At 52.9% G+C, this 22525-nt stretch carries 24 protein-coding genes; 17 read left to right on the forward strand and 7 right to left on the reverse strand.

From position 1 onward, the window contains the following. Nucleotides 1-16 precede the first annotated feature (16 nt). The 5 genes from BLP53_RS05245 to BLP53_RS05265 all read left to right on the forward strand — a co-directional run bounded on the left by BLP53_RS05245 (nt 17) and on the right by BLP53_RS05265 (nt 3538). Nucleotides 17-742, forward strand: a complete 726-nt coding sequence (locus tag BLP53_RS05245; protein ID WP_091471092.1) for a HugZ family pyridoxamine 5'-phosphate oxidase — start codon at nt 17-19, stop codon at nt 740-742. Beyond that, a complete protein-coding gene (locus BLP53_RS05250) occupies nt 739-1101 on the forward strand; it encodes a DUF2069 domain-containing protein (RefSeq protein WP_091471094.1) in 363 nt (120 codons plus the stop codon). The genes BLP53_RS05245 and BLP53_RS05250 overlap by 4 nt, the downstream gene beginning before the upstream one ends. 108 nt (nt 1102-1209) lie before the next feature. Then, on the forward strand, nt 1210-1959 hold the full coding sequence (gene surE / locus BLP53_RS05255) for a 5'/3'-nucleotidase SurE (protein ID WP_091471096.1): 750 nt from the start codon (nt 1210-1212) through the stop codon (nt 1957-1959). Nucleotides 1960-1964: 5 nt separating this feature from the next. Continuing rightward, a complete protein-coding gene (locus tag BLP53_RS05260; RefSeq protein WP_176755219.1) occupies nt 1965-2642 on the forward strand; it encodes a protein-L-isoaspartate(D-aspartate) O-methyltransferase in 678 nt (225 codons plus the stop codon). Next, on the forward strand, nt 2639-3538 hold the full coding sequence (locus BLP53_RS05265; RefSeq protein WP_091471099.1) for a peptidoglycan DD-metalloendopeptidase family protein: 900 nt from the start codon (nt 2639-2641) through the stop codon (nt 3536-3538). The genes BLP53_RS05260 and BLP53_RS05265 overlap by 4 nt, the downstream gene beginning before the upstream one ends. A 106-nt stretch (nt 3539-3644) precedes the next feature. Here BLP53_RS05265 and leuA read toward each other — a convergent pair whose 3' ends face one another. Continuing rightward, nucleotides 3645-5330, reverse strand: coding sequence for a 2-isopropylmalate synthase (gene leuA / locus BLP53_RS05270; RefSeq protein WP_091471102.1), 1686 nt, complete (start codon nt 5328-5330; stop codon nt 3645-3647). A 162-nt stretch (nt 5331-5492) separates the two neighbouring features. Between leuA and BLP53_RS05275 the strand changes: the two genes are divergently transcribed. Continuing rightward, entirely contained in the window at nt 5493-5957 is a 465-nt protein-coding gene (locus BLP53_RS05275; RefSeq protein WP_091471105.1) for an Lrp/AsnC family transcriptional regulator, read from the forward strand. Between the two features lie 60 nt (nt 5958-6017). Here BLP53_RS05275 and BLP53_RS05280 read toward each other — a convergent pair whose 3' ends face one another. Further along, the gene (locus BLP53_RS05280) at nt 6018-6392 is read right to left on the reverse strand and encodes a thioredoxin family protein (protein WP_091471108.1); all 375 of its coding nucleotides are present in this window, start codon (nt 6390-6392) and stop codon (nt 6018-6020) included. A gap of 271 nt (nt 6393-6663) precedes the next feature. Between BLP53_RS05280 and yfcF the strand changes: the two genes are divergently transcribed. Next, the gene (gene yfcF / locus BLP53_RS05285; protein WP_218119021.1) at nt 6664-7296 is read left to right on the forward strand and encodes a glutathione transferase; all 633 of its coding nucleotides are present in this window, start codon (nt 6664-6666) and stop codon (nt 7294-7296) included. 65 nt (nt 7297-7361) lie between these two features. On the opposite strand, the gene BLP53_RS05290 is transcribed toward yfcF, so the two are convergent. From BLP53_RS05290 to BLP53_RS05300, 3 genes are all read right to left on the reverse strand, one after another. Beyond that, nucleotides 7362-7961 carry a nitroreductase family protein gene (locus tag BLP53_RS05290; RefSeq protein WP_091471397.1) on the reverse strand — a complete coding sequence of 200 codons (600 nt, stop codon included), beginning with the start codon at nt 7959-7961 and terminating at the stop codon, nt 7362-7364. Nucleotides 7962-7972: 11 nt separating this feature from the next. Next, nucleotides 7973-10519 (reverse strand): DNA mismatch repair protein MutS, encoded by a 2547-nt coding sequence (gene mutS / locus BLP53_RS05295; RefSeq protein ID WP_091471111.1) that lies wholly within the window; start codon nt 10517-10519, stop codon nt 7973-7975. A 334-nt stretch (nt 10520-10853) separates the two neighbouring features. Continuing rightward, nucleotides 10854-11669 (reverse strand): inositol monophosphatase family protein, encoded by an 816-nt coding sequence (locus tag BLP53_RS05300; protein ID WP_091471112.1) that lies wholly within the window; start codon nt 11667-11669, stop codon nt 10854-10856. A gap of 112 nt (nt 11670-11781) precedes the next feature. Between BLP53_RS05300 and BLP53_RS05305 the strand changes: the two genes are divergently transcribed. The 10 genes from BLP53_RS05305 (at nt 11782) to fdx (ending at nt 20058) form a co-directional block, all read left to right on the forward strand. Beyond that, the gene (locus BLP53_RS05305; RefSeq protein WP_091471113.1) at nt 11782-12519 is read left to right on the forward strand and encodes an RNA methyltransferase; all 738 of its coding nucleotides are present in this window, start codon (nt 11782-11784) and stop codon (nt 12517-12519) included. A gap of 58 nt (nt 12520-12577) precedes the next feature. Next, nucleotides 12578-13312 (forward strand): serine O-acetyltransferase, encoded by a 735-nt coding sequence (gene cysE, locus BLP53_RS05310; protein ID WP_091471114.1) that lies wholly within the window; start codon nt 12578-12580, stop codon nt 13310-13312. A gap of 130 nt (nt 13313-13442) precedes the next feature. Continuing rightward, complete coding sequence (locus BLP53_RS05315) at nt 13443-13913, forward strand: Rrf2 family transcriptional regulator (protein WP_091471115.1); 471 nt, start codon at nt 13443-13445, stop codon at nt 13911-13913. Nucleotides 13914-13930: 17 nt separating this feature from the next. After that, nucleotides 13931-15076, forward strand: a complete 1146-nt coding sequence (locus tag BLP53_RS05320; protein ID WP_091471116.1) for a cysteine desulfurase family protein — start codon at nt 13931-13933, stop codon at nt 15074-15076. Between the two features lie 24 nt (nt 15077-15100). Then, nucleotides 15101-16318 (forward strand): IscS subfamily cysteine desulfurase, encoded by a 1218-nt coding sequence (locus BLP53_RS05325; protein ID WP_091471117.1) that lies wholly within the window; start codon nt 15101-15103, stop codon nt 16316-16318. A 183-nt stretch (nt 16319-16501) separates the two neighbouring features. Then, nucleotides 16502-16885: a Fe-S cluster assembly scaffold IscU gene (gene iscU, locus BLP53_RS05330; RefSeq protein WP_091471118.1), complete on the forward strand. Its 384-nt coding sequence runs from the start codon at nt 16502-16504 to the stop codon at nt 16883-16885. A 1-nt stretch (nt 16886) separates the two neighbouring features. Continuing rightward, nucleotides 16887-17210 (forward strand): iron-sulfur cluster assembly protein IscA, encoded by a 324-nt coding sequence (iscA, locus tag BLP53_RS05335; RefSeq protein ID WP_091471119.1) that lies wholly within the window; start codon nt 16887-16889, stop codon nt 17208-17210. A 96-nt stretch (nt 17211-17306) separates the two neighbouring features. After that, nucleotides 17307-17819 (forward strand): Fe-S protein assembly co-chaperone HscB, encoded by a 513-nt coding sequence (hscB, locus tag BLP53_RS05340; protein WP_091471120.1) that lies wholly within the window; start codon nt 17307-17309, stop codon nt 17817-17819. A 6-nt stretch (nt 17820-17825) separates the two neighbouring features. Then, entirely contained in the window at nt 17826-19715 is a 1890-nt protein-coding gene (gene hscA, locus BLP53_RS05345) for a Fe-S protein assembly chaperone HscA (protein ID WP_091471121.1), read from the forward strand. Between the two features lies 1 nt (nt 19716). Then, a complete protein-coding gene (gene fdx / locus BLP53_RS05350) occupies nt 19717-20058 on the forward strand; it encodes an ISC system 2Fe-2S type ferredoxin (protein WP_091471122.1) in 342 nt (113 codons plus the stop codon). 79 nt (nt 20059-20137) lie between these two features. Here the strand turns inward: fdx and BLP53_RS05355 are convergent, their stop codons facing one another. After that, complete coding sequence (locus tag BLP53_RS05355) at nt 20138-20782, reverse strand: carbonic anhydrase (protein ID WP_091471123.1); 645 nt, start codon at nt 20780-20782, stop codon at nt 20138-20140. Between the two features lie 56 nt (nt 20783-20838). Next, nucleotides 20839-22425: a SulP family inorganic anion transporter gene (locus BLP53_RS05360; protein WP_091471124.1), complete on the reverse strand. Its 1587-nt coding sequence runs from the start codon at nt 22423-22425 to the stop codon at nt 20839-20841. Between the last annotated feature and the right edge of the window lie 100 nt (nt 22426-22525).

Consider the following 22525-nt stretch of genomic DNA (forward strand, 5'->3'; position numbering starts at 1 on the left):
TTCAGGAAGCCCAAGTATGTCTGCCGCCCTCGCCCGTGAAGCCCGCCAGTTTCTGTTTTCCACCCGTCATGCCGTACTGTCCACGCATTCAATGAAATACCCCGGTTATCCATTCGGGTCAGTCGCCCCGTTTGTCTGCAACCAGCAGGCGGAACCGGTGATCCTGATCAGCACCATTGCCGAACACACCAAAAATATCCTCGATAACCCAAAAGTATCCTTGCTGGTATTTTCCGGTGAGGATGACCTGCAAGCCAATGCGCGGCTGACCCTGATGGGGGAAGCCCTGCCTTGTGACAAGCAGGACGAGGATTTACGTGCGCGTTACCTGCGCTACCTGCCGCAGGCAGCCAGCTATTTTGATATGCATGATTTCCATTTCTACCGCATCCGCATTGAACAGGTACGTTATATCGCCGGTTTTGGCCGCATGGGCTGGTTTGAAGGCAATGCCCTGAATACCGGCCTCGCTGACAGCATGCTGGCCTCACAGGAAAGCGGCATAGTGGCACACATGAACCAGGACCATAAGGACAGCCTGTTGCAGTATTGCCGGCATGTGCATGGCCTCGCTGCAGACCACGCAGAAATGACCGGCCTGGATGCAGACGGCTTTGATATCACCTACCACCAGGGCGAAGAAACACAGGGCCAGTTACGCTTCCAATTTGAGCAACCGGTATTGAATGCCATGGATGCACGCAAAGCCCTGGTCGCCTTGTCGCAGGCGTCTAAATCATGACTGCGCGTATACTACCCGGCAGCCGGCTGGCGGCCAGTATCAGCCTGTTCGGCCTGATAGTGCTGTGCCTGGGCTGGGAAATCTTCTGGGCGCCATTGAGAAGCGGTGGCACTTTACTATTTTTAAAAACCCTGCCCTTGCTGCTGCCGCTGTTTGGTATTTTGCGTGGTAACCGCTACACCTACCAGTGGTCCGGCATGCTGATCCTGTTCTACTTCACCGAAGGCGTAGTCAGGATGTGGTCTGAGCCAGGCATGGCCCGCCTGCTGGCCGCCACAGAGATTTTCCTGAGTGTGATTTTTTTTGCCAGCGTGATTGCTTATGCCAGATTCAGCGGCCCCAAATATCAGAAGGTTTAAATATCAGGGTGCCTGAAGCGTTTTGCAAAGCGTCTGCCAGCTGGCCTGCAATAAATTCTTTCGTGCGTGTGTGCGACCAGGCCAGGTAAACCTTATATAATATCGGGCATGAAAATTCTGTTATCCAACGACGACGGTTACCTGGCACCTGGCCTCAATCTCCTGGCCCAACATCTGGGCAAAATTGCCGATATCACGGTCGTGGCGCCCGAGCGCAATCGCAGTGGTGCCAGCAACTCCCTCACACTGGACAGGCCGCTGAGTGTCAAACAGGCAGCGAATGGTTTTTATTATGTCAACGGCACACCTACCGATTGCGTGCATATCGCCCTGACCGGCCTGATGCAGGACATGCCGGATATGGTGATCAGCGGCATCAATGACGGTGCCAATATGGGCGATGACACGCTGTATTCAGGCACAGTGGCCGCTGCCACCGAAGGCTACCTGCTGGGCATTCCCTCGTTTGCCGTTTCCATGTCGCAGCACCAGCCTGCGCATTTTGAAACGGCAGCCAGGGTCATGGTGGACCTGGTACAGCAATTTAACCGCAGTGAAATTACCGAGCCTACGTTATTAAACGTGAATGTGCCGGACATGCCGCTGGAACAGATCAGAGGCCGTAAAATTACCCGCCTGGGTAAACGCCATAAAGCCGAACCGGTGATCCGGTTGCAAACCCCGCGTGGCGAAACCGTGTACTGGGTAGGCGCAGCCGGCCAACCGAATGATGGTGGGGAAGGCACGGATTTTCATGCCGTTGCGCATGGTTTTGTTTCCATTTCCCCGATCCAGGTAGATTTGACCAAGCATTCCCAGATCCCGGCCATGCAGCAATGGCTGCAAGTCCAGAATTAAGTATTATGGCCATTCCAAGAACTTCCAGCAAAACCGCCGGTATAGGCATGACTTCCACGCGTACGCGGGATCGCATGCTGGCACGCCTGCGGGAACAGGGTATTCAGGACGAGGTCGTGATCAACGTCATGGCCGAGATTCCACGCCATATTTTTGTCGATGAAGCGCTGTCGATCCGTGCCTATGAAGATGTTTCCTTGCCGATTGGTTATGGCCAAACCATTTCCCAGCCTTATATCGTGGCAAAGATGACCCAGCTCCTGCGTAACGGCAAACAGTTGGATAAAGTACTGGAAATCGGCACCGGCTGCGGTTACCAGACCGCTGTGCTGTCACGCGTCAGCAATGAGGTTTTTTCACTGGAGCGCATCCGCCCCCTGGTAATGAAAGCCAGGAACCACTTGCGCACCCTGAAGTGTACCAATGTGAAACTGGATCATGCCGATGGTAGCCTGGGCCTGAAAGGTTATGGCCCGTTTGATGCCATTATGGTGACGGCCGCTTCCAGCCATGTGCCACAGGAACTGGTGGAGCAACTGGCAGTCGGTGGCCGCATGGTGATTCCGGTAGGCACATCGGAACAGGTCTTGCACCTGATAGAGCGCACCGCACAAGGCATACAGAAAACAGCACTGGAACCGGTCAAGTTTGTTCCATTATTGGGAGGTACCGCATTATCATGAGATTACGCTCAATGTTCACTTTGCTGGTTACAGCTGGCACACTTGCAGCCTGCGCATTGAATTCTCCCATGCCGCGCGCGCCGGTCACCAGCCGCACGCCAGCGCCTGAAAGCAAGCCTGCCACGCCAGTCACTGTAGGTGCCAACCAGTACCTGGTGCAGAAAGGCGATACGCTGTACAACATCAGCAGGAAGTTTGGTATTCCTGTCCAGAAACTGGCAGAGCTCAATCAACTGCAGGCACCCTATGGCATTTATGTCGGCCAGGTATTGAATATCAGTAGCAAATCTGCGAATAGCAGCAACGGCAATAAACCGAATGACACCAGCAATGCGTCAGATGATGCCGAAGTCGTGACTTCGGCCATCAGTCGCCCCGGCCTGGGAGCATCGGAAGACGCCGCCGGCACAGCGACCACCAGCCCGGCCACCTCTGTGGCAACAGACAGCGCGAAACCAGCCAATAATGGTCCGCAGAATATCGAGAACGTAGCCGACACGGATATCCAGTGGCAATGGCCGCTTGCGGGGAAAATCAGTACCGGCTTTGACCCGCAAACCAATAAAGGATTGAATATTGCGGGCACAGCCGGGCAGACGGTTACCGCGGCTGGTGCAGGCAAGGTCATTTACAGCGGCATGGATGTGCGTGGCTATGGCAAACTGATTATCGTCAAGCACAACAACAACCTGCTCTCCGTGTATGCCCACCAGGGCAATTCCCTGGTCAAGGAAGGCACGTTTGTTAACCAGGGCGACAAGCTGGCAGTATTGCCGGCAGCCAGCGACGGCAAACCGCCAGCACTGCATTTCGAAATCCGGCAAAAAGGCAAACCGGTGGATCCGGTTGGCTACTTGCCGAATACCACAGCCACAGAAACCTCCGGCAATAGCTAGCGGCCCCCACCGGGCCGGGTGGGCAGCCATGCGGCGCACTCAACCGTTCTTTTGTATAAGCCTGGCGGTTTGTTACAGCCTCATGCTCAACGCCGGCAAACCCACACTAGGCAGATTTCGCCATCACCGCAGGGGCCACGCCACAACGGTTAACGCCGCTGATAATCGCCTGGATCGAAGCGGTCACGATATTGGCATGCATGCCAACGCCATAACACACCTTGTCCTGGCATACCACCTCAACAAAAGCACAGGCTGTCGCCTCACCGGCGGAAGTGCTGGCACCCACTGAGCGCTCTTCAAAGCTGCGTACCTGGGCATAGATGCCCATGCCTTGCAGTGCCTGAATCGCTGCGTCTACCGGCCCATTACCCTGCCCGCCCAGGACAGCGGGTACGCCATTGATATCCACCGAGATGCGGATAGCCTGACCATCTTCCTGCGATTGCAGTTGATAGTCATGAAAACGCAGCGGTGAAGCCGATTCAATATAGGTGCGGTTGAACAGTTGCCAGATATCTGCTGCCGTGACTTCACTGCCATGTGCATCCGTATATTGTTGCACCACCCCCGAAAACTCCACTTGCAGGCGACGCGGCATCACCACACCGTACTGACTTTCCATCAGGTAGGCTACGCCCCCTTTACCGGACTGGCTATTCACGCGAATAATCGAATCGTAATTGCGGCCAAGATCCTTGGGGTCGATAGGAAGATAAGGCACATTCCAGTGTGCATCTTCCTGCTGTACCGCAAACCCTTTTTTAATCGCATCCTGATGTGAGCCGGAAAATGCCGTAAACACCAGGTCGCCGGCATAGGGATGGCGCGGATGGATATCAATCTGCGTGCATTCTTCCACCGTACGGCCCACCGCATTCATGTCAGAGAAATCCAGCCCGGGATGCATGCCCTGGGTATACATATTGAGCGCTACGGTCACCAGGTCAACATTTCCGGTACGCTCGCCATGGCCGAACAGGCAACCTTCGACGCGATCGGCACCGGCCATCACGCCGAATTCAGCTGCAGCTACCGCAGTGCCCCGGTCATTATGCGGATGCAGGCTGAGAATCACACTGTCGCGGCGTGCAAGATTACGGTGCATCCACTCAATCTGGTCGGCATAGATATTCGGCGTAGCGACTTCCACCGTCGCCGGGCAATTGATAATGACCTTGCGCGCCGGTGTCGCATCCCAGGCTTCAGTCACGGCATCGCACACCTCTTTGGCAAACTCAAGCTCGGTTGCGGTAAAGGTTTCCGGGCTGTATTGCATGATGACCTCTGTCTCCGGCATCTCAGCCGCCATGGCTTTGACCAGTTTGACAGATTCCACTGCCATCGCCTTGACCTCATCCTTGCTCATATTGAATACCACGTCGCGGAAAGTCGGCGAGATCGCATTGTAAATATGCACAATCACCCGCCGCGCACCACGCACTGATGCCATGGTACGGCGGATCAGGGGCTCGCGTGCCTGGGTGAGTACTTCAATCGTGACATCGGCAGGAATATGATTTCCCTCGATCAACGTACGCACAAAATTGAAATCCGTTTGCGAAGCAGCAGGAAACGCCACTTCAATCTCTTTAAAGCCGATCTGGCACAGCATCTTGAACATGCGCATTTTTTTCCCGGCATCCATAGGCTCAAACAGCGATTGGTTACCATCGCGCAGATCAGTACTCATCCAAACCGGTGGCTGACTGATAACCGCATCCGGCCATTGGCGATCAGCAAGATTGACTGGCGGAAATGGGCGGTATTTTTGTGAAGGTTGTGCGTGCATCTCGTGCTCCTGAAAGAATGATTCGATAGAAGACATGATAGAGATTTTATAAAAAATATTATTGCGAATTTTGTTTTATATGCAATTAATAAGAAATTAAATTTCAAATTAATATAATAAGTTGTAATATTATTTCATTATTAAATTAATTATTAAAAAACCATGAAACTTGACCGTTTTGACAAGGCCATTCTGGACATCCTGCAAACTGACGGCCATATCAGTAATCAGGCGCTGGCGGAACAAATCGGGCTCTCGCCCGCACCCTGTTTACGCCGCGTCAAGGCGCTGGAACAGGCAGGCCTGATTACCGGTTATCAGGCATTGGTGGATGCCAAAAAACTGGGGCTAACCCTGATGGCCTTGATCGGGATTTCCATGGACCAGCATACGCCCGAGCGATTTGCCAATTTTGAAACCAGTATTGTCACCATTCCGGAAGTGCTGGAATGCCTGCTGATTACCGGCCAGCAATCAGACTACTTATTGAAAGTGGTGATCAGGGATATGGATGATTACCAGCATTTATTGCTGCATAAAATCACTAAAATTGCTGGCGTCACTGGCGTGCATACCAGTTTCGTCCTGCGCAATGTGATTGCACGGGCCAGACTACCCATTCCGTGAAAATAAAAAAGCCATGCGGTGCATGGCTTTTTCATCGCACCTAAGTGCTATTTATTTTTCTTAATTACTCTTCTTGGCGTCTTCTGCCGCATAATGTTCGCGGACTTGTGTCATATCAAACTCGCGTGCCCACTTGATGATTTCATCCAGGGCTGGTGCGCCGATCTCGCCTACTTGCGCATGAATGCCCGCGCGTTCGCGAATCACCAGCAAGCCTGGAATCTGCTTCACATCAAAATAATCTGAAATTTCAGGATCAGTTTCGGTATTGACCATGCCGAACACAATATCCGGATTTTTGACAGCTGCCGCCTCAAAGGTAGGCGTAAATGCCACGCATGGGTCACACCAGGGTGCCCAGAAATCCACAATCACGAAATCGTTGCTTTCAACGGTTTCTTTAAAATTCGCTTTGGTAAGCGTTACAACGGCCATGATATTTCCTGTTCCAGTAAATGAATTTTTTGTAACGCTATTGTAACAGAGGATAAGATACCTCATGGCAAACAACTGGCCAAGATTAGCCAGTGTCAACAGCAGGCAAGCGTTTTTCCACGGCTATGTTGTTCCTGGGCTTGTGATACCGCTCTTCTGTTGTATGATAAAGCACCGCTGAAATCGTCAGGCATACAAGTTGTCTCACTTTGCCACACGCATAGCGTGGTTGTACCTTCTCATTCACAAGAGGACAATAAAGAAGGAGCGAATGATGATCCTTTACGTCGATGCCAACTACCTTTCCCCCTACGCCATGTCAGCTTATGTAGCGCTACGTGAGAAAGGGCTGGCTTTTGAGTTGCGCCTGCTCAACCTGCAGAAAGCCGAGCAGGCCTCCGCAGCCTATGCTGCCATTTCCAATACACAGCGCGTGCCTGCCCTGGTAGATAATGCCCACAATTTCAATCTGTCTGAATCATCGGCGATTGCCGAATATATTGATGAGCGTTATCGCGAACGCGGACATAGCCTGTATCCCGCTAATATTTCTGCCAGGGCCAAAGCCAGGGAGTTGCAGGCCTGGCTGAGAAGTGACCTGCAGCATATCCGTGAAGAACGCCCGACAGAAGTAGTGTTCCTCAAGCGTTCCCCGGCGCCTCTTTCTGCCAAAGCACAGACCGCAGCGAATAAACTGTTTCATGCCGCTACGCAGTTATTGCAACCCGGACAACAGCATTTGTTTGATGAATGGAGCATCGCAGATACGGATCTGGCCCTGATGCTGAATCGTTTGGTACTGGCCGAAGACCCGGTGCCTGAACACCTGGTCCACTACGCCTATTTACAATGGCAACGCCCCAGCGTACAGGACTGGGTCAACCTGCCACGGCAGATAGGCTGACCGGCATAACCCAATGAAATCACACGGGGCAATTAGTCAATACTCATCACGCACGTCATTAAAGACTAGACGATCCGGTTATCCCAGGCACCATTAAAAAACAGTTCGCCTAAGGGTTTGCGGCTACGTGCTGCCAGCTCACGCTCTTTCGCTTCCCCCGTGACACTTTCAATCGGCGCCTGGTAGCCAACCGTCACCATCGCCATGATCTGGAAACGCTCGGGCACCTTGAAGGCCTGTCTTGCCTTATCTGCATCAAAGCCGCCCATCTGGTGCGCCATCAAACCCAGTGCGGTTGCCTGCAGGCAAAGATTCTCCGTCGACGCACCAGTATCATAGGCTGCCCATCTGTTAGGCTTGTCGTTATGCCGGAACAGGGTGTCAGCACAGATCAATAACAGCACCGGTGCATTCACCACCCAAGCCTGGTTGCCAGGCACCAGGCAATCAAACGCCGTCTGCCAGGCCTGCATATTGTCGCCCTTGTTACAGACCACATACCGCCATGGCTCATCCCCAAAACAGGAAGGTGCCCAGCGTGCAGCCTCCAGCAGGCTGATGACTTGCTCCTTGCTGACGGATTGACTGGCATCATAAGCACGGCCGCTCCAGCGGTTGGCGATCACTTCATGGATAGCTTCTTGGGTAATGGCTGGTTTTTTCATGGTTTTCATCCTCACAATTGTTTCTTTAAAGCGTACAGTAATTCCAGTGCCTGTTTCGGGGTCAAGTCATCCGGCTGGATGCTTTCCAACGTTGCGACCACCGGATGTAATGGCGGCTCCTCTGGTACAGCGCTCGCGGCAACCAGGTCATTCTGTGGTGTTGCGGTCACCGTTTGATTTTCCAGTTGCTGTAATTTCCGCTTGGCCAGTTGTACCACAGATTTGGGAATACCCGCCAGTTGCGCCACCTGTATACCATAACTCATGGTCGCGGCGCCTTCCTCTACCTTGTGCAGGAACACAATCCCTTGCCCATGCTCCACCGCATCCAGGTGCACATTGGCTGCATGTTTGGCTTCATCCACAATGCGTGTCAGCTCAAAGTAGTGCGTGGCAAACAGCGTCAGTGCCTTGTTTTTTTCCAGTAATTGCCTGGCGACTGCCCACGCCAGGCTTAATCCGTCAAAGGTACTGGTGCCACGCCCAATCTCATCCAGCAAAACCAGGCTGCTCGCACTGGCATTATTCAGGATATTGGCGGTTTCCGTCATTTCCACCATAAAGGTGGACCGGCCACCGGCCAGGTCATCCGAAGCCCCAATGCGGGTAAAGATACGGTCAATTTCGCCAATCACCGCGGATTGTGCCGGCACAAAACTGCCGCAGTAAGCGAGTAACACAATCAGCGCCGTCTGTCGCATAAAGGTCGATTTACCACCCATATTAGGGCCGGTAATTAACAGCAACTGGCGGTAGGGATTCAGTGTCACATCATTGGCAACATAGGGCTGGGCAATGCTTTCCACCACCGGGTGACGACCATGCTGGATTTCCAGGCCGATATCCGCACGGAATTCGGGCTGCACATAATTTAATGCCCGTGCACGTTCAGCAAAACAGGCCAGCACATCCAGTGTCGCGACAGCGATGGCAATACGTTGCAAGGCGGTAATGTGAGGCAGCAATGCTTCCAGCACCTGCTCATACAGCATCTTTTCACGCGCCAGGGCGCGTTCATTGGCACTCAGTACCTTATCCTCAAATGCCTTGAGTTCCGGCGTAATAAAGCGCTCCACATTTTTCAGGGTCTGGCGGCGACGATATTCTGCAGGTGCGCTATCGGCCTGCAAACGGCTGATTTCAATATAGAAACCATGTACACTGTTGTATTCCACCTTGAGATTGGCAATGCCGGTACGGGCTTTTTCGGCAGCTTCAAACTGCAACAGGAAATCGCCATGATCAGTTTGCAAGGCGCGCAACTCATCCAGCTCGGCATCATAGCCCTGGGCAATCACGCCCCCTTCACGCAAGATGGCAGCAGGTTCCTGCTGGATCGCCTGCGTCAATAATTGCAAGGCACCTGCCGGCACTTGCAGTTCGGCGAGCAAACTTTGCAACAGTGCAGACTGCACATCAGGCAACGCCTGCATTAAGGATGGTAATTGCAGCAAACTGTCCCGCAATCCGGACAAATCACGGGGGCGTGCACTTTTGAGCGCCACGCGTGCGGTCATGCGTTCAATATCGCCTATGGGATGCAAAGCCTGCTGCAAGGCACTATCTAATGATTGCTCCAGCAATTGGGCCACTGCCAGGTGACGTTGCTGGATCACCTGCTGGTTGCGTAATGGATGATGCAGCCAGTGGCGCAGCAAACGTGCACCCATCGCAGTCTGCGTGGAATTCAGCAAGGAATATAAGGTTGGGGTCGCTTCACCACGAATCGTGGTATCAATTTCCAGGTTACGCCGGGTGGCTGCATCCAGTTGCAGGTAATGACTGGTCTGCTCCACGCGCAAACCGGCAATATGCGGCAGCGCCGTGCGCTGGGTATGCTTGACGTAATCCAGCAATGCGCCCGCGGCCATCACCGCCGCAGGCATTTCGCCACAGCCAAATCCTGCCAGATCATGCGTATTGAATTGCTGGCTCAGGCTGCGCTGTGCCGACTCCAGGTCAAACTGCCACGGTGCCAACCGTTTTCTGGCACAACGCGCCTGCTGCAATGCGTCAGCCGTATGGTCCTCTGCCGTCACCAGTTCCGCCGGATGAATACGCTCCAGCTCCTGCGATAAATAGCCCGGAGCAATTTCACTCAACACAAAGTCACCAGAAGCCAGATTCAGCCGTGCCAGCCCCAGCACACCATCACCCTTGGCGACACACAGCAAAGTATTGTCACGCGTTTCATCGAGTAAAGCGGCATCAGTCAAAGTCCCTGGCGTGAGGATACGCGTAACCTCACGCGCCACCGGCCCTTTGGAAGTCGCCGGATCACCGACCTGCTCGCAAATGGCAACAGCCTCACCCATTTTGGCCAGCTTGGCCAGGTATTGTTCGGCGGCATGATAAGGTAGGCCCGCCATCTTGATCGGTTCGCCGTTACTGGCACCGCGTCGCGTCAGCGTGATCCCCAGCAAACGCGACGCTTTTTCGGCATCCTCGAAAAACAGTTCGTAAAAATCACCCATGCGGTAAAACAACAGCATATCGGGATACTGTGCTTTCAGCGTCAGGTATTGACGCATCATGGGGGTGTGGTTTTCGAAGGCCATGCAGAAAAACTTTGATCAGGGTTTTATGGAGTAAATAGCCAGTGCATCTTACAACAAAAGTGGCGTTTTTTGATGAGAGATTCTTTTTCTCCACACAGAGCAGGGATGATTAAAGAGTTTTATTTTTTTGATTACCTAACCAATATGCAATAGTTTTTCGCTTTGTAAATCTAACCTTTGATACCAACGGTATTCATCGGATTGTCCTAGGGCAAAAAGAAACCTCACCCACAATCAAGAAACTTAAGAATACTTTCCCCAATCCATACATCACAAAAAAACAAACCCGGATATTTCTATCCGGGTTCATCACATTCACAACAAAGAGAAAAAATTACATCCCCAGTGTCGGTGTCTTGATCCGCTCCGTCAAATGCGGTGCAATTACCTGCAACATCTGCCCGAATACTTTCGGGTTAGCTGCCACAATATTACCGGTCCGCAACCAGCTTTCGTTACCCTCAAAGTCACCTACAATCCCGCCTGCCTCTTGCACCAGCAAGGCACCCGCCGCAATATCCCACGGGGAAAGGTTGATTTCAAAGAAGCCATCGGCAAAACCAGCCGCCACATAAGCCAGGTCCAGCGCAGCAGAACCGGGACGGCGCAGGCCGGAAGTTTTCTTCGCCATATCGCGGAAGATGCTGATATAGGTTTCAAAGTAACTGAAATCCTTGAATGGGAAACCTGTGGAAAGCAAAGCCTCCTGCAATTTGGCACGCTGGGTGACACGGATACGGCGATTATTCAGGAACGCGCCGCTACCCTTGGTTGCGGTAAACAGGTCATTACGCACCGGGTCATAAATAACGGCTTGCGTCAGTACGCCTTTTTCTTGCAGCGCGATGGAGATGCAATAAGCCGGGAAGTTATGCAGGAAGTTGGTGGTGCCATCCAGCGGGTCGATAATCCAGATGCTATCAGCTTCGGCGTTGGACTTTCCGCTTTCTTCACCATAAAAACCATGTTTGGGGTAAGCATCCTTGAGCACGTCGATAATCGCTTGCTCGGCATTACGGTCGACTTCACTGACGAAGTCGTTGGTGTCTTTCTGCTCGATTTTTAAAGCGCCGATGTCCATTGCGGCACGATTGATGATTTTACCTGCTTCACGCGCGGCGCGAATGGCGACATTTAGGGTTGGATGCATGCTGTGTTTACGGGGATCAACTGATAAAATAGCATTTTAACGTTTTATCATGCGTTCACAAAATGAAATACTCGCGTACGCGACAGTTTTGTGCCCGCATCCAGCCACCTTCATGACAGTCATCTTCAACAATATCCGCGTCGTTCTTTGCCAAACCAGCCATCCCGGCAATATCGGTTCCACCGCCCGGGCCATGAAAACCATGGGGCTGAACCGGCTTTACCTGGTACGCCCCAAACACTTTCCCGATGGCGAAGCAAAATCACTGGCAGTCAATGCCGGCGATGTGCTCGACAACGCGATCGTGACACAAACGCTGGAAGAAGCGCTGGCAGATTGCCATTTTGTGATCGGCGTCAGCGGCAAAGAGCGCTCGCTGTCACAACAGGTGATGACCGTGCGCGAAGCCGCACAGGAGGTCAAAACTATTGCCAGCCATAGCCAGGTTGCCTTGGTATTTGGCACCGAGATGAGTGGCCTCAGCAACGCCGAAGCGGACCTGTGCAATCTATTGGCCACTATTCCGGCCAACCCGGAATATACCTCGCTGAACCTGGCGCAGGCGGTGCAGATCATGTGTTATGAAATACGCATGGCAGTCACCACCGGCGAACTGCACTACCCAGAGAAACCGGTAGAGCTGGCTACACAAGAAGACCTGGAACGCTTTTATGAACATATGCGCGAAGTGCTGGAACATATCGGCTACATCAATCCGCGCGCACCCAAGAAGCTGTTTGAACGCCTGCGCCGCCTGTATGGCCGCACCCACCTGGAAAAAGAAGAGGTGAATTTGCTGCGCGGGATTCTGACACTGAGCGTAAACCCGAAAAAACACAGCAAATATTAATCAGTAAATCGCAGGCTCCAATTTCTGGGGCCATCGCAACTTGTGGCATAATGCGCGCATGTTTGATCATCTCAAAGAAGATATTTCGATTGTGTTTGACCGCGACCCGGCGGCCCGCACGCATTTCGAGATTCTGACCACCTATCCCGGCGTCCATGCATTGATCCTGCACCGTTTCAGCCATTGGCTGTGGACGCACCGCATGTACTGGCTAGGACGCTTACTGTCGCATTTCGGCCGCTGGATTACCGGCATTGAAATCCATCCGGGTGCGGTCATCGGCCACCGCGTGTTTATCGATCACGGCATGGGCGTGGTCATCGGTGAAACGGCGATTATCGGCGATGACTGTACGCTGTACCACGGTGTGACATTGGGGGGCACCAGCTGGAACAAAGGCAAGCGCCACCCTACCCTGGAGACCGGGGTAGTCATTGGAGCCGGTGCGAAGGTATTAGGCCCGATCACCATAGGCAAAAACGCCAAGATCGGCTCGAATGCCGTGGTGGTGAAAGATGTACCGGAAGGCGCAACTGCAGTCGGTATTCCAGCACGTATCCTGGAAGAAGAAAAAACCAAACAGCGCCAGAGTGCCGCGCAAAAAATGGGCTTCAGTGCCTATGCGGTCGGTAATGATGAAAATGACCCTATGATTAAAGCCATTAACGGCCTGCTGGATCATGCGCACAAACAGGAAGCGGACATTGCCGACCTGAAAGCGCAACTGGCCAAACTGAGTGATGCCGAAACCGAGTCCGGTGTCGGTGATGCTTTCGCCAGAAAGCCTGAATAAGAGCCATTCTCAATACGATCCTGGAGGCGTCTTTTAGCCATTTGCGACCCCAAGAACTTCCATTATAAATAATTGACTAAATTAGTAGGTTATTTTATAATTTGAGTCTGTTTTAAAAGGTGTCACGCAGATGCGATTAACCACTAAAGGACGTTTTGCCGTCACAGCCATGCTGGATATTGCCCTCTATGAGGCAGACAAGCCAATCACCCTGGCCGGTATCAGTGAGCGTCAAAGCATCTCCCTCTCCTACTTGGAACAGTTGTTCAGCCGCCTGCGCAAGCAAGGCCTGGTTTCCAGCGTGCGTGGCCCAGGCGGTGGTTACCGGATTGCCAAGGCGCACCACGAAATTTCAGTGTCTGACATTATCACCGCCGTGGATGAGCAAATTGATGCTACCCAATGCGGGGGCAACGAAAACTGTCATGAAGAAGGCCGCTGCATGACCCACGAATTGTGGGCCTCCCTTAATGGCAAGATTCTTGAATACCTGTCCGGCGTGAGCCTGGCCGACATGGTGGAAATGCAAAGGAAAAAAGGTGCGGGCACCGTGCATTTCTCGCCACGCAAATGCGGCTCCGACGCCACCGTTGCAGCTTAAGGTTATTGTTGACTCGCATGAATACGGTTTATTTCGACCATAACAGCACCACCGCTTTAAAACCGCAGGTTTTGCAGGCGATGTTGCCCTGGTTGTCGCAGACAGCCGGCAATGCGACCAGTCGCCATGTGTACGGTCGCAATGTGCGTGATGCAGTGGAAACAGCAAGAAAGCAAATCGCAGAATGTGTTGGTGTACAAGCTTCACAAGTGGTCTTCACTTCTGGCGGTACGGAAGCAAACAATTTTGCAATCAAGGGCATAGCTGCCAATTTGGCACCGACGCAGTTACTGGTCAGTGCGATCGAGCATCCTTGTGTCTCACGCCCTGCGCAATCGCTGGCGTGGCATGGCTGGAAAGTGCAAAGCATTGGCGTTGATGACCAGTGTGTGCTGGATCTGGCTGATGCTGCACAAAAGCTAAGCACCCGCACCGGGCTGGTTTCCGTCATGTTAGCCAACAATGAAACCGGTGCCATCCAGCCGATTGCCGAGCTGGCTAAACTGGCCAAAGCACAGGATGCCCTGCTGCATACGGATGCCGTGCAGGCCTTCGGTAAATTGCCGGTGGATTTTGGCGCGCTTGGCGTGAATGCCATGACGGTCTCCAGCCACAAGATAGGTGGCCCGGTAGGCGTGGGCGCATTGATCCTGGATAAACGTGTGGATATTGCGCCATTGCTACATGGCGGTGGCCAGGAGCGTGGCCTGCGCAGTGGTACGGAAAATGTCGCGGCTATTGTGGGTTTTGCCAACGCCTGTGAATTGGCAGCAGCGTCATTGAAAACACGCAGCGAGACCCAAGCTAAGTTACGTGAGCAACTGGAAACCGGCCTGCAAAGGCTAAATGCCGTGATCTTCGGCCAGCAGGCACAGCGCCTGCCGAATACCAGTTTTTTTGCCATCCCCAATATTGAAGGGGAAACACTGGTGACCGCCCTGGATAAAGCGGGTTATGCCGTCGCAAGCGGTTCAGCGTGTTCCAGCGATAGCACCGAACCTAGCCACGTATTACTGGCAATGGGTGTGGACGCCGACGTGGCACGTGGTGCGGTGCGCGTGAGCCTCGGTGAGCATAATACCGAAGCGGAAATACAGGGATTTTTGCAAGCGTTGCAGCAGGAAGTGAAACGCTTGAAAGGATTAAGTGCCGTTGCGGCATAGGATTTTATTGAAAGAGCATGAAACATGTCTGAAAGAAAACCGATTTACCTGGATTACTCTGCGACGACGCCGGTAGACCCGCGTGTCGCGCAAAAAATGATCCCTTACCTGACCGAAGACTTTGGCAACCCGGCTTCGCGCAGCCATCCCTATGGCTGGACTGCCGAACAGGCCGTTGAAAATGCCCGTGAGGAAGTTGCCCGGCTGGTGCATGCGGACCCGCGCGAAATCGTGTGGACCTCAGGTGCGACCGAGTCCAACAACCTGGCCATCAAGGGCGCGGCCCACTTTTATGCCAGCGGCAAGGGCAAGCATATCATTACCTCGGCAACCGAGCATAAAGCCGTGCTGGATACCGTACGTGAACTCGAACGCGAAGGTTATGAAGCGACTTATTTACAACCCGAGGCAGATGGCCTGATTGATATTGAAAAATTCAAAGCGGCGATTCGCCCGGATACCGTGCTGGCCTCCATCATGCTGGTGAATAATGAGATCGGCGTGGTTCAGGACATCGAAGCGCTGGGCAATGTGTGCCGTGCCAACAACGTGATTTTCCATGTGGATGCGGCACAGGCCACCGGCAAGGTCGAAATCGACCTGGAAAAACTGCCGGTTGACCTGATGAGCTTCTCTGCACATAAAACCTATGGCCCTAAAGGCATAGGTGCCTTGTATGTACGCCGTAAACCGCGTATCCGTATCGAAGCGCAGATGCACGGTGGTGGCCATGAGCGCGGCATGCGTTCCGGCACATTGGCAACGCACCAGATTGTGGGCATGGGCGAAGCTTTCCGCATTGCACGTGAAGAAATGGCCAGTGAAAACGAACGTATCCGCGCCCTGCGTGACCGTTTACTGAAAGGCCTGCTGCAAATCGAAGAGACCTATGTCAACGGTGACCTAGATCATCGCGTACCGCATAACCTGAACGTCAGCTTCAACTTTGTCGAAGGTGAATCATTGATTATGGCGATTAAGGATATTGCGGTATCTTCCGGTTCGGCCTGTACCTCTGCCAGCCTGGAACCTAGTTATGTATTGCGCGCACTGGGCCGTTCGGATGAACTGGCACATAGCTCCATCCGTTTCAGTATCGGCCGCTTTACAACTGAAGCCGATGTGGATTACACGATTGAGTTATTGAAGAGCAAGATTGGCAAATTACGTGAACTGTCCCCGCTATGGGAAATGTTCAAGGATGGGATTGATCTGTCCAAGGTAGAATGGGCAGAGCATTAAAAATTGATCTTTGACTGTCTGGCGGCACTGTCAGCACAGCAAATCGACGATTTTTACGAAGGATGAAAGATTAATTTACAAAATTAAAAAGCGAAACAAAATCAAGGTGGTGAGGTGCAGTGCATTCCGGTGCCGAACCAACGCAGAGATTGTGAAGCACTTTAATTTTCAAGGAGCAACAAAATGGCTTACTCAGATAAAGTACTAGACCACTACGAGAACCCGCGTAACGTGGGTTCCCTGGACAAAAACGACCCGACAGTAGGCACCGGCATGGTGGGTGCGCCCGCGTGTGGTGACGTGATGAAACTGCAGATCAAGGTGAATGATGCCGGCGTGATTGAAGATGCCAAATTCAAAACCTATGGCTGCGGTTCTGCGATTGCATCCAGCTCACTGGTCACCGAATGGCTGAAAGGCAAAACGCTGGACCAGGCCCAGGAAATCAAGAACTCTGCCATTGCGGAAGAACTGGCATTGCCACCAGTGAAAATTCACTGCTCCGTGCTGGCGGAAGATGCCATTAAGTCGGCTATTGCAGACCTGAGAGCCAAGCAAGGTAAATAAGATGGCGATTACCCTGACTGAAACCGCCGCACAACGTGTAGAGAAATTCCTGGCAAACCGTGGCAAAGGCATAGGCCTGCGCCTGGGCGTGAAAACCACCGGCTGTTCCGGCATGGCCTACACGCTGGAGTTTGTGGACGACATGCAACCGGAAGATACGGCGTTTGAAAGCCACGGGATCAAAGTCATCGTCGACCCGAAAAGCCTGGTCTATATCGACGGGACTGAACTGGACTTCACCAAGGAAGGCCTGAACGAAGGGTTCAAGTTCAACAACCCGAACGTCAAGGGTGAATGTGGCTGCGGCGAGTCTTTCACAGTGTAAGGCCGGCTGCACCCACAGCAGTCACCTGTTTGGCATCGCCACTGACAGTCAGGCCTCTCCCGGTTCAATTCTGCATCATTCATTGCCTGTCTAACCATGCAAAATTACTTTGAGTTATTCCAGCTGCCACAGCAATTCACTATCGACACGGCTGTGCTGGATACCAACTACCGCAAACTGCTCGCAGAAGTGCATCCGGACAGATTTGTGAATGCCTCTGCTGCCGAGAAGATGCACTCCATGCGGACAGCCACGTTAGCCAACGAAGCTTACCAGACGCTGAAGCAGCCGACCGCTCGTGCACGCTACCTGCTGCAGCTGGCAGGTATTGCCACGGATGAGGAGAACAATACCGCCATGCCGGCTGATTTCCTCATGGCGCAAATGGAGTGGCGTGAAGCCATGGACGATGCCAGATTTGCCAGGAATGTTGCCGCTTTGGATAACCTGTTACAGGACATGCGCCAGCAAGCCAGGCAGTTACAGCAGCAAGTGGCGGCTGAAATTACCCGTGCGCCTGCAGAAGCAGCACTGACTGTGCGCAAACTGCGCTTTATAGATAAAGTGAGCGAAGACGTGAATCAATTGATCGCTCAGTTGGAAGATTAGGTTTTCATGGCGTTATTACAGATTTCAGAACCCGGCATGTCACCCGCCCCGCACCAGCACAAGCTGGCGGTCGGCATAGACCTGGGCACGACCAATTCGCTGGTCGCCACCGTACGCAGTGGCATGAGCACCGTACTGCATGATGAGCATGGCCATGCCCTGCTGCCTTCCGTGGTACGCTACCTGTCAGATACGGTAGTGGTTGGTCATGAAGCCCAGGCTGCACAAAGCCAGGACCCGGTAAACACCATTGTCTCGGTCAAGCGTTTTATGGGTCGCGCCCTGCACGACATTACCGACCGTGCGCATATTCCCTATCACTTTGTTGAAAACGACTCTTCGCAAGGCATACTGGAGCTCAAGACCCGTGCCGGGTTAAAAAGCCCGGTCGAGATTTCAGCCGAGATTTTAAAAACCCTGAAACTGCGTGCCGAGAAAGCACTGGGTGGTGAGCTCACTGGTGCCGTGGTGACCGTGCCCGCCTATTTTGATGACGCCCAGCGCCAGGCGACCAAAGATGCGGCCAGGCTGGCTGGCCTGAATGTCTTGCGCCTGCTTAATGAGCCAACGGCGGCTGCCGTGGCTTATGGCCTGGATAATGCTGCCGAGGGCGTGTATGTTATTTATGACCTGGGTGGCGGTACCTTTGATGTGTCTATCCTGCGCCTGAGCAAAGGCGTATTTGAAGTACTGGCGACCAACGGGGATTCTGCCCTGGGAGGCGATGATTTTGATCACCGCATTTATTGCTGGCTACTGGATCAGGTGCGCAGCAAAACAGCAGACTTCAAACCATTGAATGAAGAAGATACGCGCCTGTTACTGACCAAATCACGCCAGGCCAAGGAATGGCTGACCGACAATCACGAAGCCAATATCCTGGGCAAACTGAACAACGGTGCTTTCATTGATGAAACCCTGACCGTCAACCAGTTTGTGCAACTGACCGAGCATCTGGTCAGCAAAACCCTGACGCCCACGCGCAAAGCCATGCGGGATGCCGGTTTGAGTGTTGAAGACATCCACGGTGTGGTGCTGGTGGGTGGTGCTACCCGCATGCCGCATATCCGTCATGCGGTACAGGCGTTTTTCAAACAGGAACCCCTGACCAACCTCGATCCGGACAAAGTAGTCGCGCTGGGCGCCGCTATCCAGGCCAATGTGCTGGCTGGCAACCGCAGCGATGATGAACTGTTGCTGCTGGATGTCACACCGCTATCGCTGGGGCTGGAAACCATGGGTGGGCTGGTTGAAAAAGTCATTCCGCGTAATTCTACGCTGCCGATTGCCCGTGCCCAGGATTTCACCACCTATAAGGATGGCCAGACCGCCATGGCGATCCATGTGGTACAAGGCGAGCGTGAACTGGTGAGCGACTGCCGCTCGCTGGCCCGCTTTGAACTGCGTGGTATTCCGCCCATGGCCGCTGGTGCGGCACGTATCCGCGTCACCTTCCAGGTCGATGCCGATGGCCTGCTATCGGTCAGTGCGCGTGAGCAAACCAGTGGCGTGGAAGCCAACATCACGGTCAAACCCTCTTATGGCCTGAATGAAGACCAGATCACGGCCATGCTCAAGGATTCCTTTGGCGCGGCCGAAAGTGACAAACAGGCGCGCATGCTGCGTGAAGCGATTGTCGATGCACAACGTTTGGCCGAAGCCATTCAAGCGGCATTGGCCGAGGATGGCGACAAGCTGCTCACAGCGACAGAACGTGAAACCATACAAACCCATCTCGATGCCCTGCTCGCCTTGTGCCAGGGCACGGACAGCCAAGCCGTGAAACAAGGTACCGAGGCACTTAACCACGCCACTGAAGCGTTTGCTGCCAAGCGCATGGATGCCTCCGTACAAAAAGCCCTGACGGGTAAGAACCTGGATTCCCTGGAACTGTAATATGCCAAAAATCACCGTACTTCCCCACCCTGAACTCTGCCCGGAAGGAGCCGTGGTTGAAGCAGCCACCGGCACATCCATTTGCGATGCACTGCATCAGCACGATATTGATATTGATAGCGCCTGTGGTGGCGTGTGTGCCTGTACCACCTGCCATGTCATTGTGCGTGAAGGATTCCGCAGCCTGAACGAGATTGAAGAAGACGAGGAAGATATGCTGGACCGGGCATGGGGGCTGCAGCCACTCTCCCGCCTTTCCTGCCAGGCGATCCTGCAGGAAACCGATGTGACGGTTGAAATTCCCAAATACAGTATCAACCTGGCCAAGGAAGGCCATCAGTAGTAAAAAAAGTAACCAGAAGCCGCAAAAAAAGCCGATTCTGTCATCGGCTTTTTTATTGCTGGTTCAGAAACACTTATCGTTAGCCGATAAACGTATCCTCCATAAAGTTGACTTTGCCAGTGGAGACATCGTAAATGGCACCGACTATCCCGATCTGCCTGCTCTGCAACATATCATCAATGATATCGCTGCAACGGATAATCGTCTCGATCTGGTAGTTGACGTTCAATGCGCAGATTTTCCCCACAAAATCCGGGTTGCCAGAGTTGCGCTGCGCAGGATCCGTCACTGTTTTTTCATGGCGGATTGAGGGTTTGATCAGATTGATGATTTCGCCGATATGGCCATCCTTGAAATCATCACAAGCGGCTTTTACCGCGCCACAGGACGTATGCCCCATCACGACAATCAGTTTGCTGTGCAGGTATTTGCAGCCAAACTCCAGGCTACCTATCCCTTTATCCGAAGCGATGTTCCCCGCCAGCCTGACACTGAAAATATCGCCCAGCGCCTGGTCAAATAACAACTCCACCGGTGCACGCGAATCACTGCAACTTAAAGTAGAAGCAAACGGATGCTGCTTGTCCTTGGTAATCTGGATCAGCGACCTGAAATCCTTATCTTCTTCGCGATCACTGGCAAAACGGCGGTTACCCTCGATCAGAATATCCAGCGCTTCGCGCGGTGTCATTTTATCTCGATCCAGTAAGGGGTGTTTGTACATAATATATATCCTCTAATCAATGATTTTATTTTCACATGACAGGCCATGTGGCTTGGTTAATGTCCCAGCAAATACCTGGGAGGTTTGAACGCAATAGTTTCTACGTCAATATTTTTCAATCTGGCGTGTTGCTGATAGTCATGGATAAATTCCACAACATCGTGAGCAATGGACTTGCTATTGGTGCAGTCAATCACGACTTTGCTATTGGCAGGAATAGATTCTAGCACTTCCAGAATGCTCGCCTTGTTAAAGAAGGACACTTCTTCCGCCAGCACCAGCTCATAGACCTCCCGGCCTTCCTGCTGGGAATGGGTTTGCTTGATGTAATGCGAGTTGCGGTAACTATGGTGCAGCGTAAAGAATACCGCCACGACCAAGCCCAGGCCAATGCCGGTCAACAGGTCTGTCAGCACAATAGCGATAATGGTCACCATGAAAGGAATAAACTGTTCCCAGCCAAGCGCATACATTTGCCTGAACAGGCCGGGTTTTGCCAGTTTGTACCCTACCATGATCAGGATAGCCGCCAGGCTGGCCAGGGGAATCATGTTGAGGAAACTGGCAATCGTGACCACACTGAGCAACAGCCAAACGCCATGCAGCACAGCCGATAATTTTGTTTGCGCACCGAACGCCACATTGGCACTGCTACGTACAATGACCTGTGTCACCGGTAAACCACCAATCAAACCGGAGACCATATTTCCCAGTCCCTGCGCCTTGAGCTCCCGGTTCGTTGGCGTGACACGTTTCAAGGGGTCCAGCTTGTCAGCGGCTTCCACGCACAACAGGGTTTCCAGGCTGGCAATAATCGCTATCACCAGCGCTGTTTTAATCACCAGGGGTTGCGCAATCTGGCTGAAATCGGGATACGTGAAGAAACTGGTAAATTCTGCCAGGCTGCTCGCCACCGGCAAATGCACCACCTGGTCAGCCCTAAGGGAAAAGTTTAACCAGCCGCGCATGAATGCCAGGTTAAGCAGGATCCCGACAAGCACCACCACAATAGGCCCTTGCAGTAGCTGGAAGAATTTATGTTTTTTGCTCAGCACTGTATCCCATAATATCAGAATACCGAAAGAAACGGCTGCAATCAGCACGGCGCCGGGCGTCAGTAAATCCCAGGATTGCAAAAGGTCATGAAAGGTATTGTGCCCTTCGAATACTTCAAACGCCTCGCTCCCTTCAAAGTCAGCATCATTGCCTAACGCATGCGGGATCTGCTTCAGGATAATGAGCAGGCCTATCCCCGTCAGCATCCCTTTAATGACCGAACCGGGCACAAAATAGGCAATAAACCCCGCCTTGAGTTGCCCCAGCAAATACTGGAAGATCCCCGCCAGCACCACAGCCGCCAGAAATATCTCGTAAGAGCCCAGTTGGCTGATGGCTGCCAGTACAATCACCGCCAGGCCGGCTGCGGGGCCGCTCACACCTAGCTGCGAGCCACTGGCCAGGCCAACCACAATGCCACCGACAATACCGGAAATGACACCGGCAAATAATGGTGCGCCGGAGGCCAGGGCGATGCCCAGGCATAAAGGGAGGGCAACAAAGAAAACAACAATAGAGGCCGGCAGATCCCGGTTGGCATACTTAAACAGGTCGAGGTATCCCCGCCTGGTTGATACAGTGGACATGATGTGTTTCTCCTTCACAAGTGAAATAATGTTTCGTTATATTATTTGTATGGATAATTGAGTCGGCCAATAAACAAAGCCCCACATTTCTGTGGGGCTT

This window comes from Methylophilus rhizosphaerae (genome assembly GCF_900100975.1).
GTDB classification, from domain to species: Bacteria; Pseudomonadota; Gammaproteobacteria; order Burkholderiales; family Methylophilaceae; genus Methylophilus; species Methylophilus rhizosphaerae.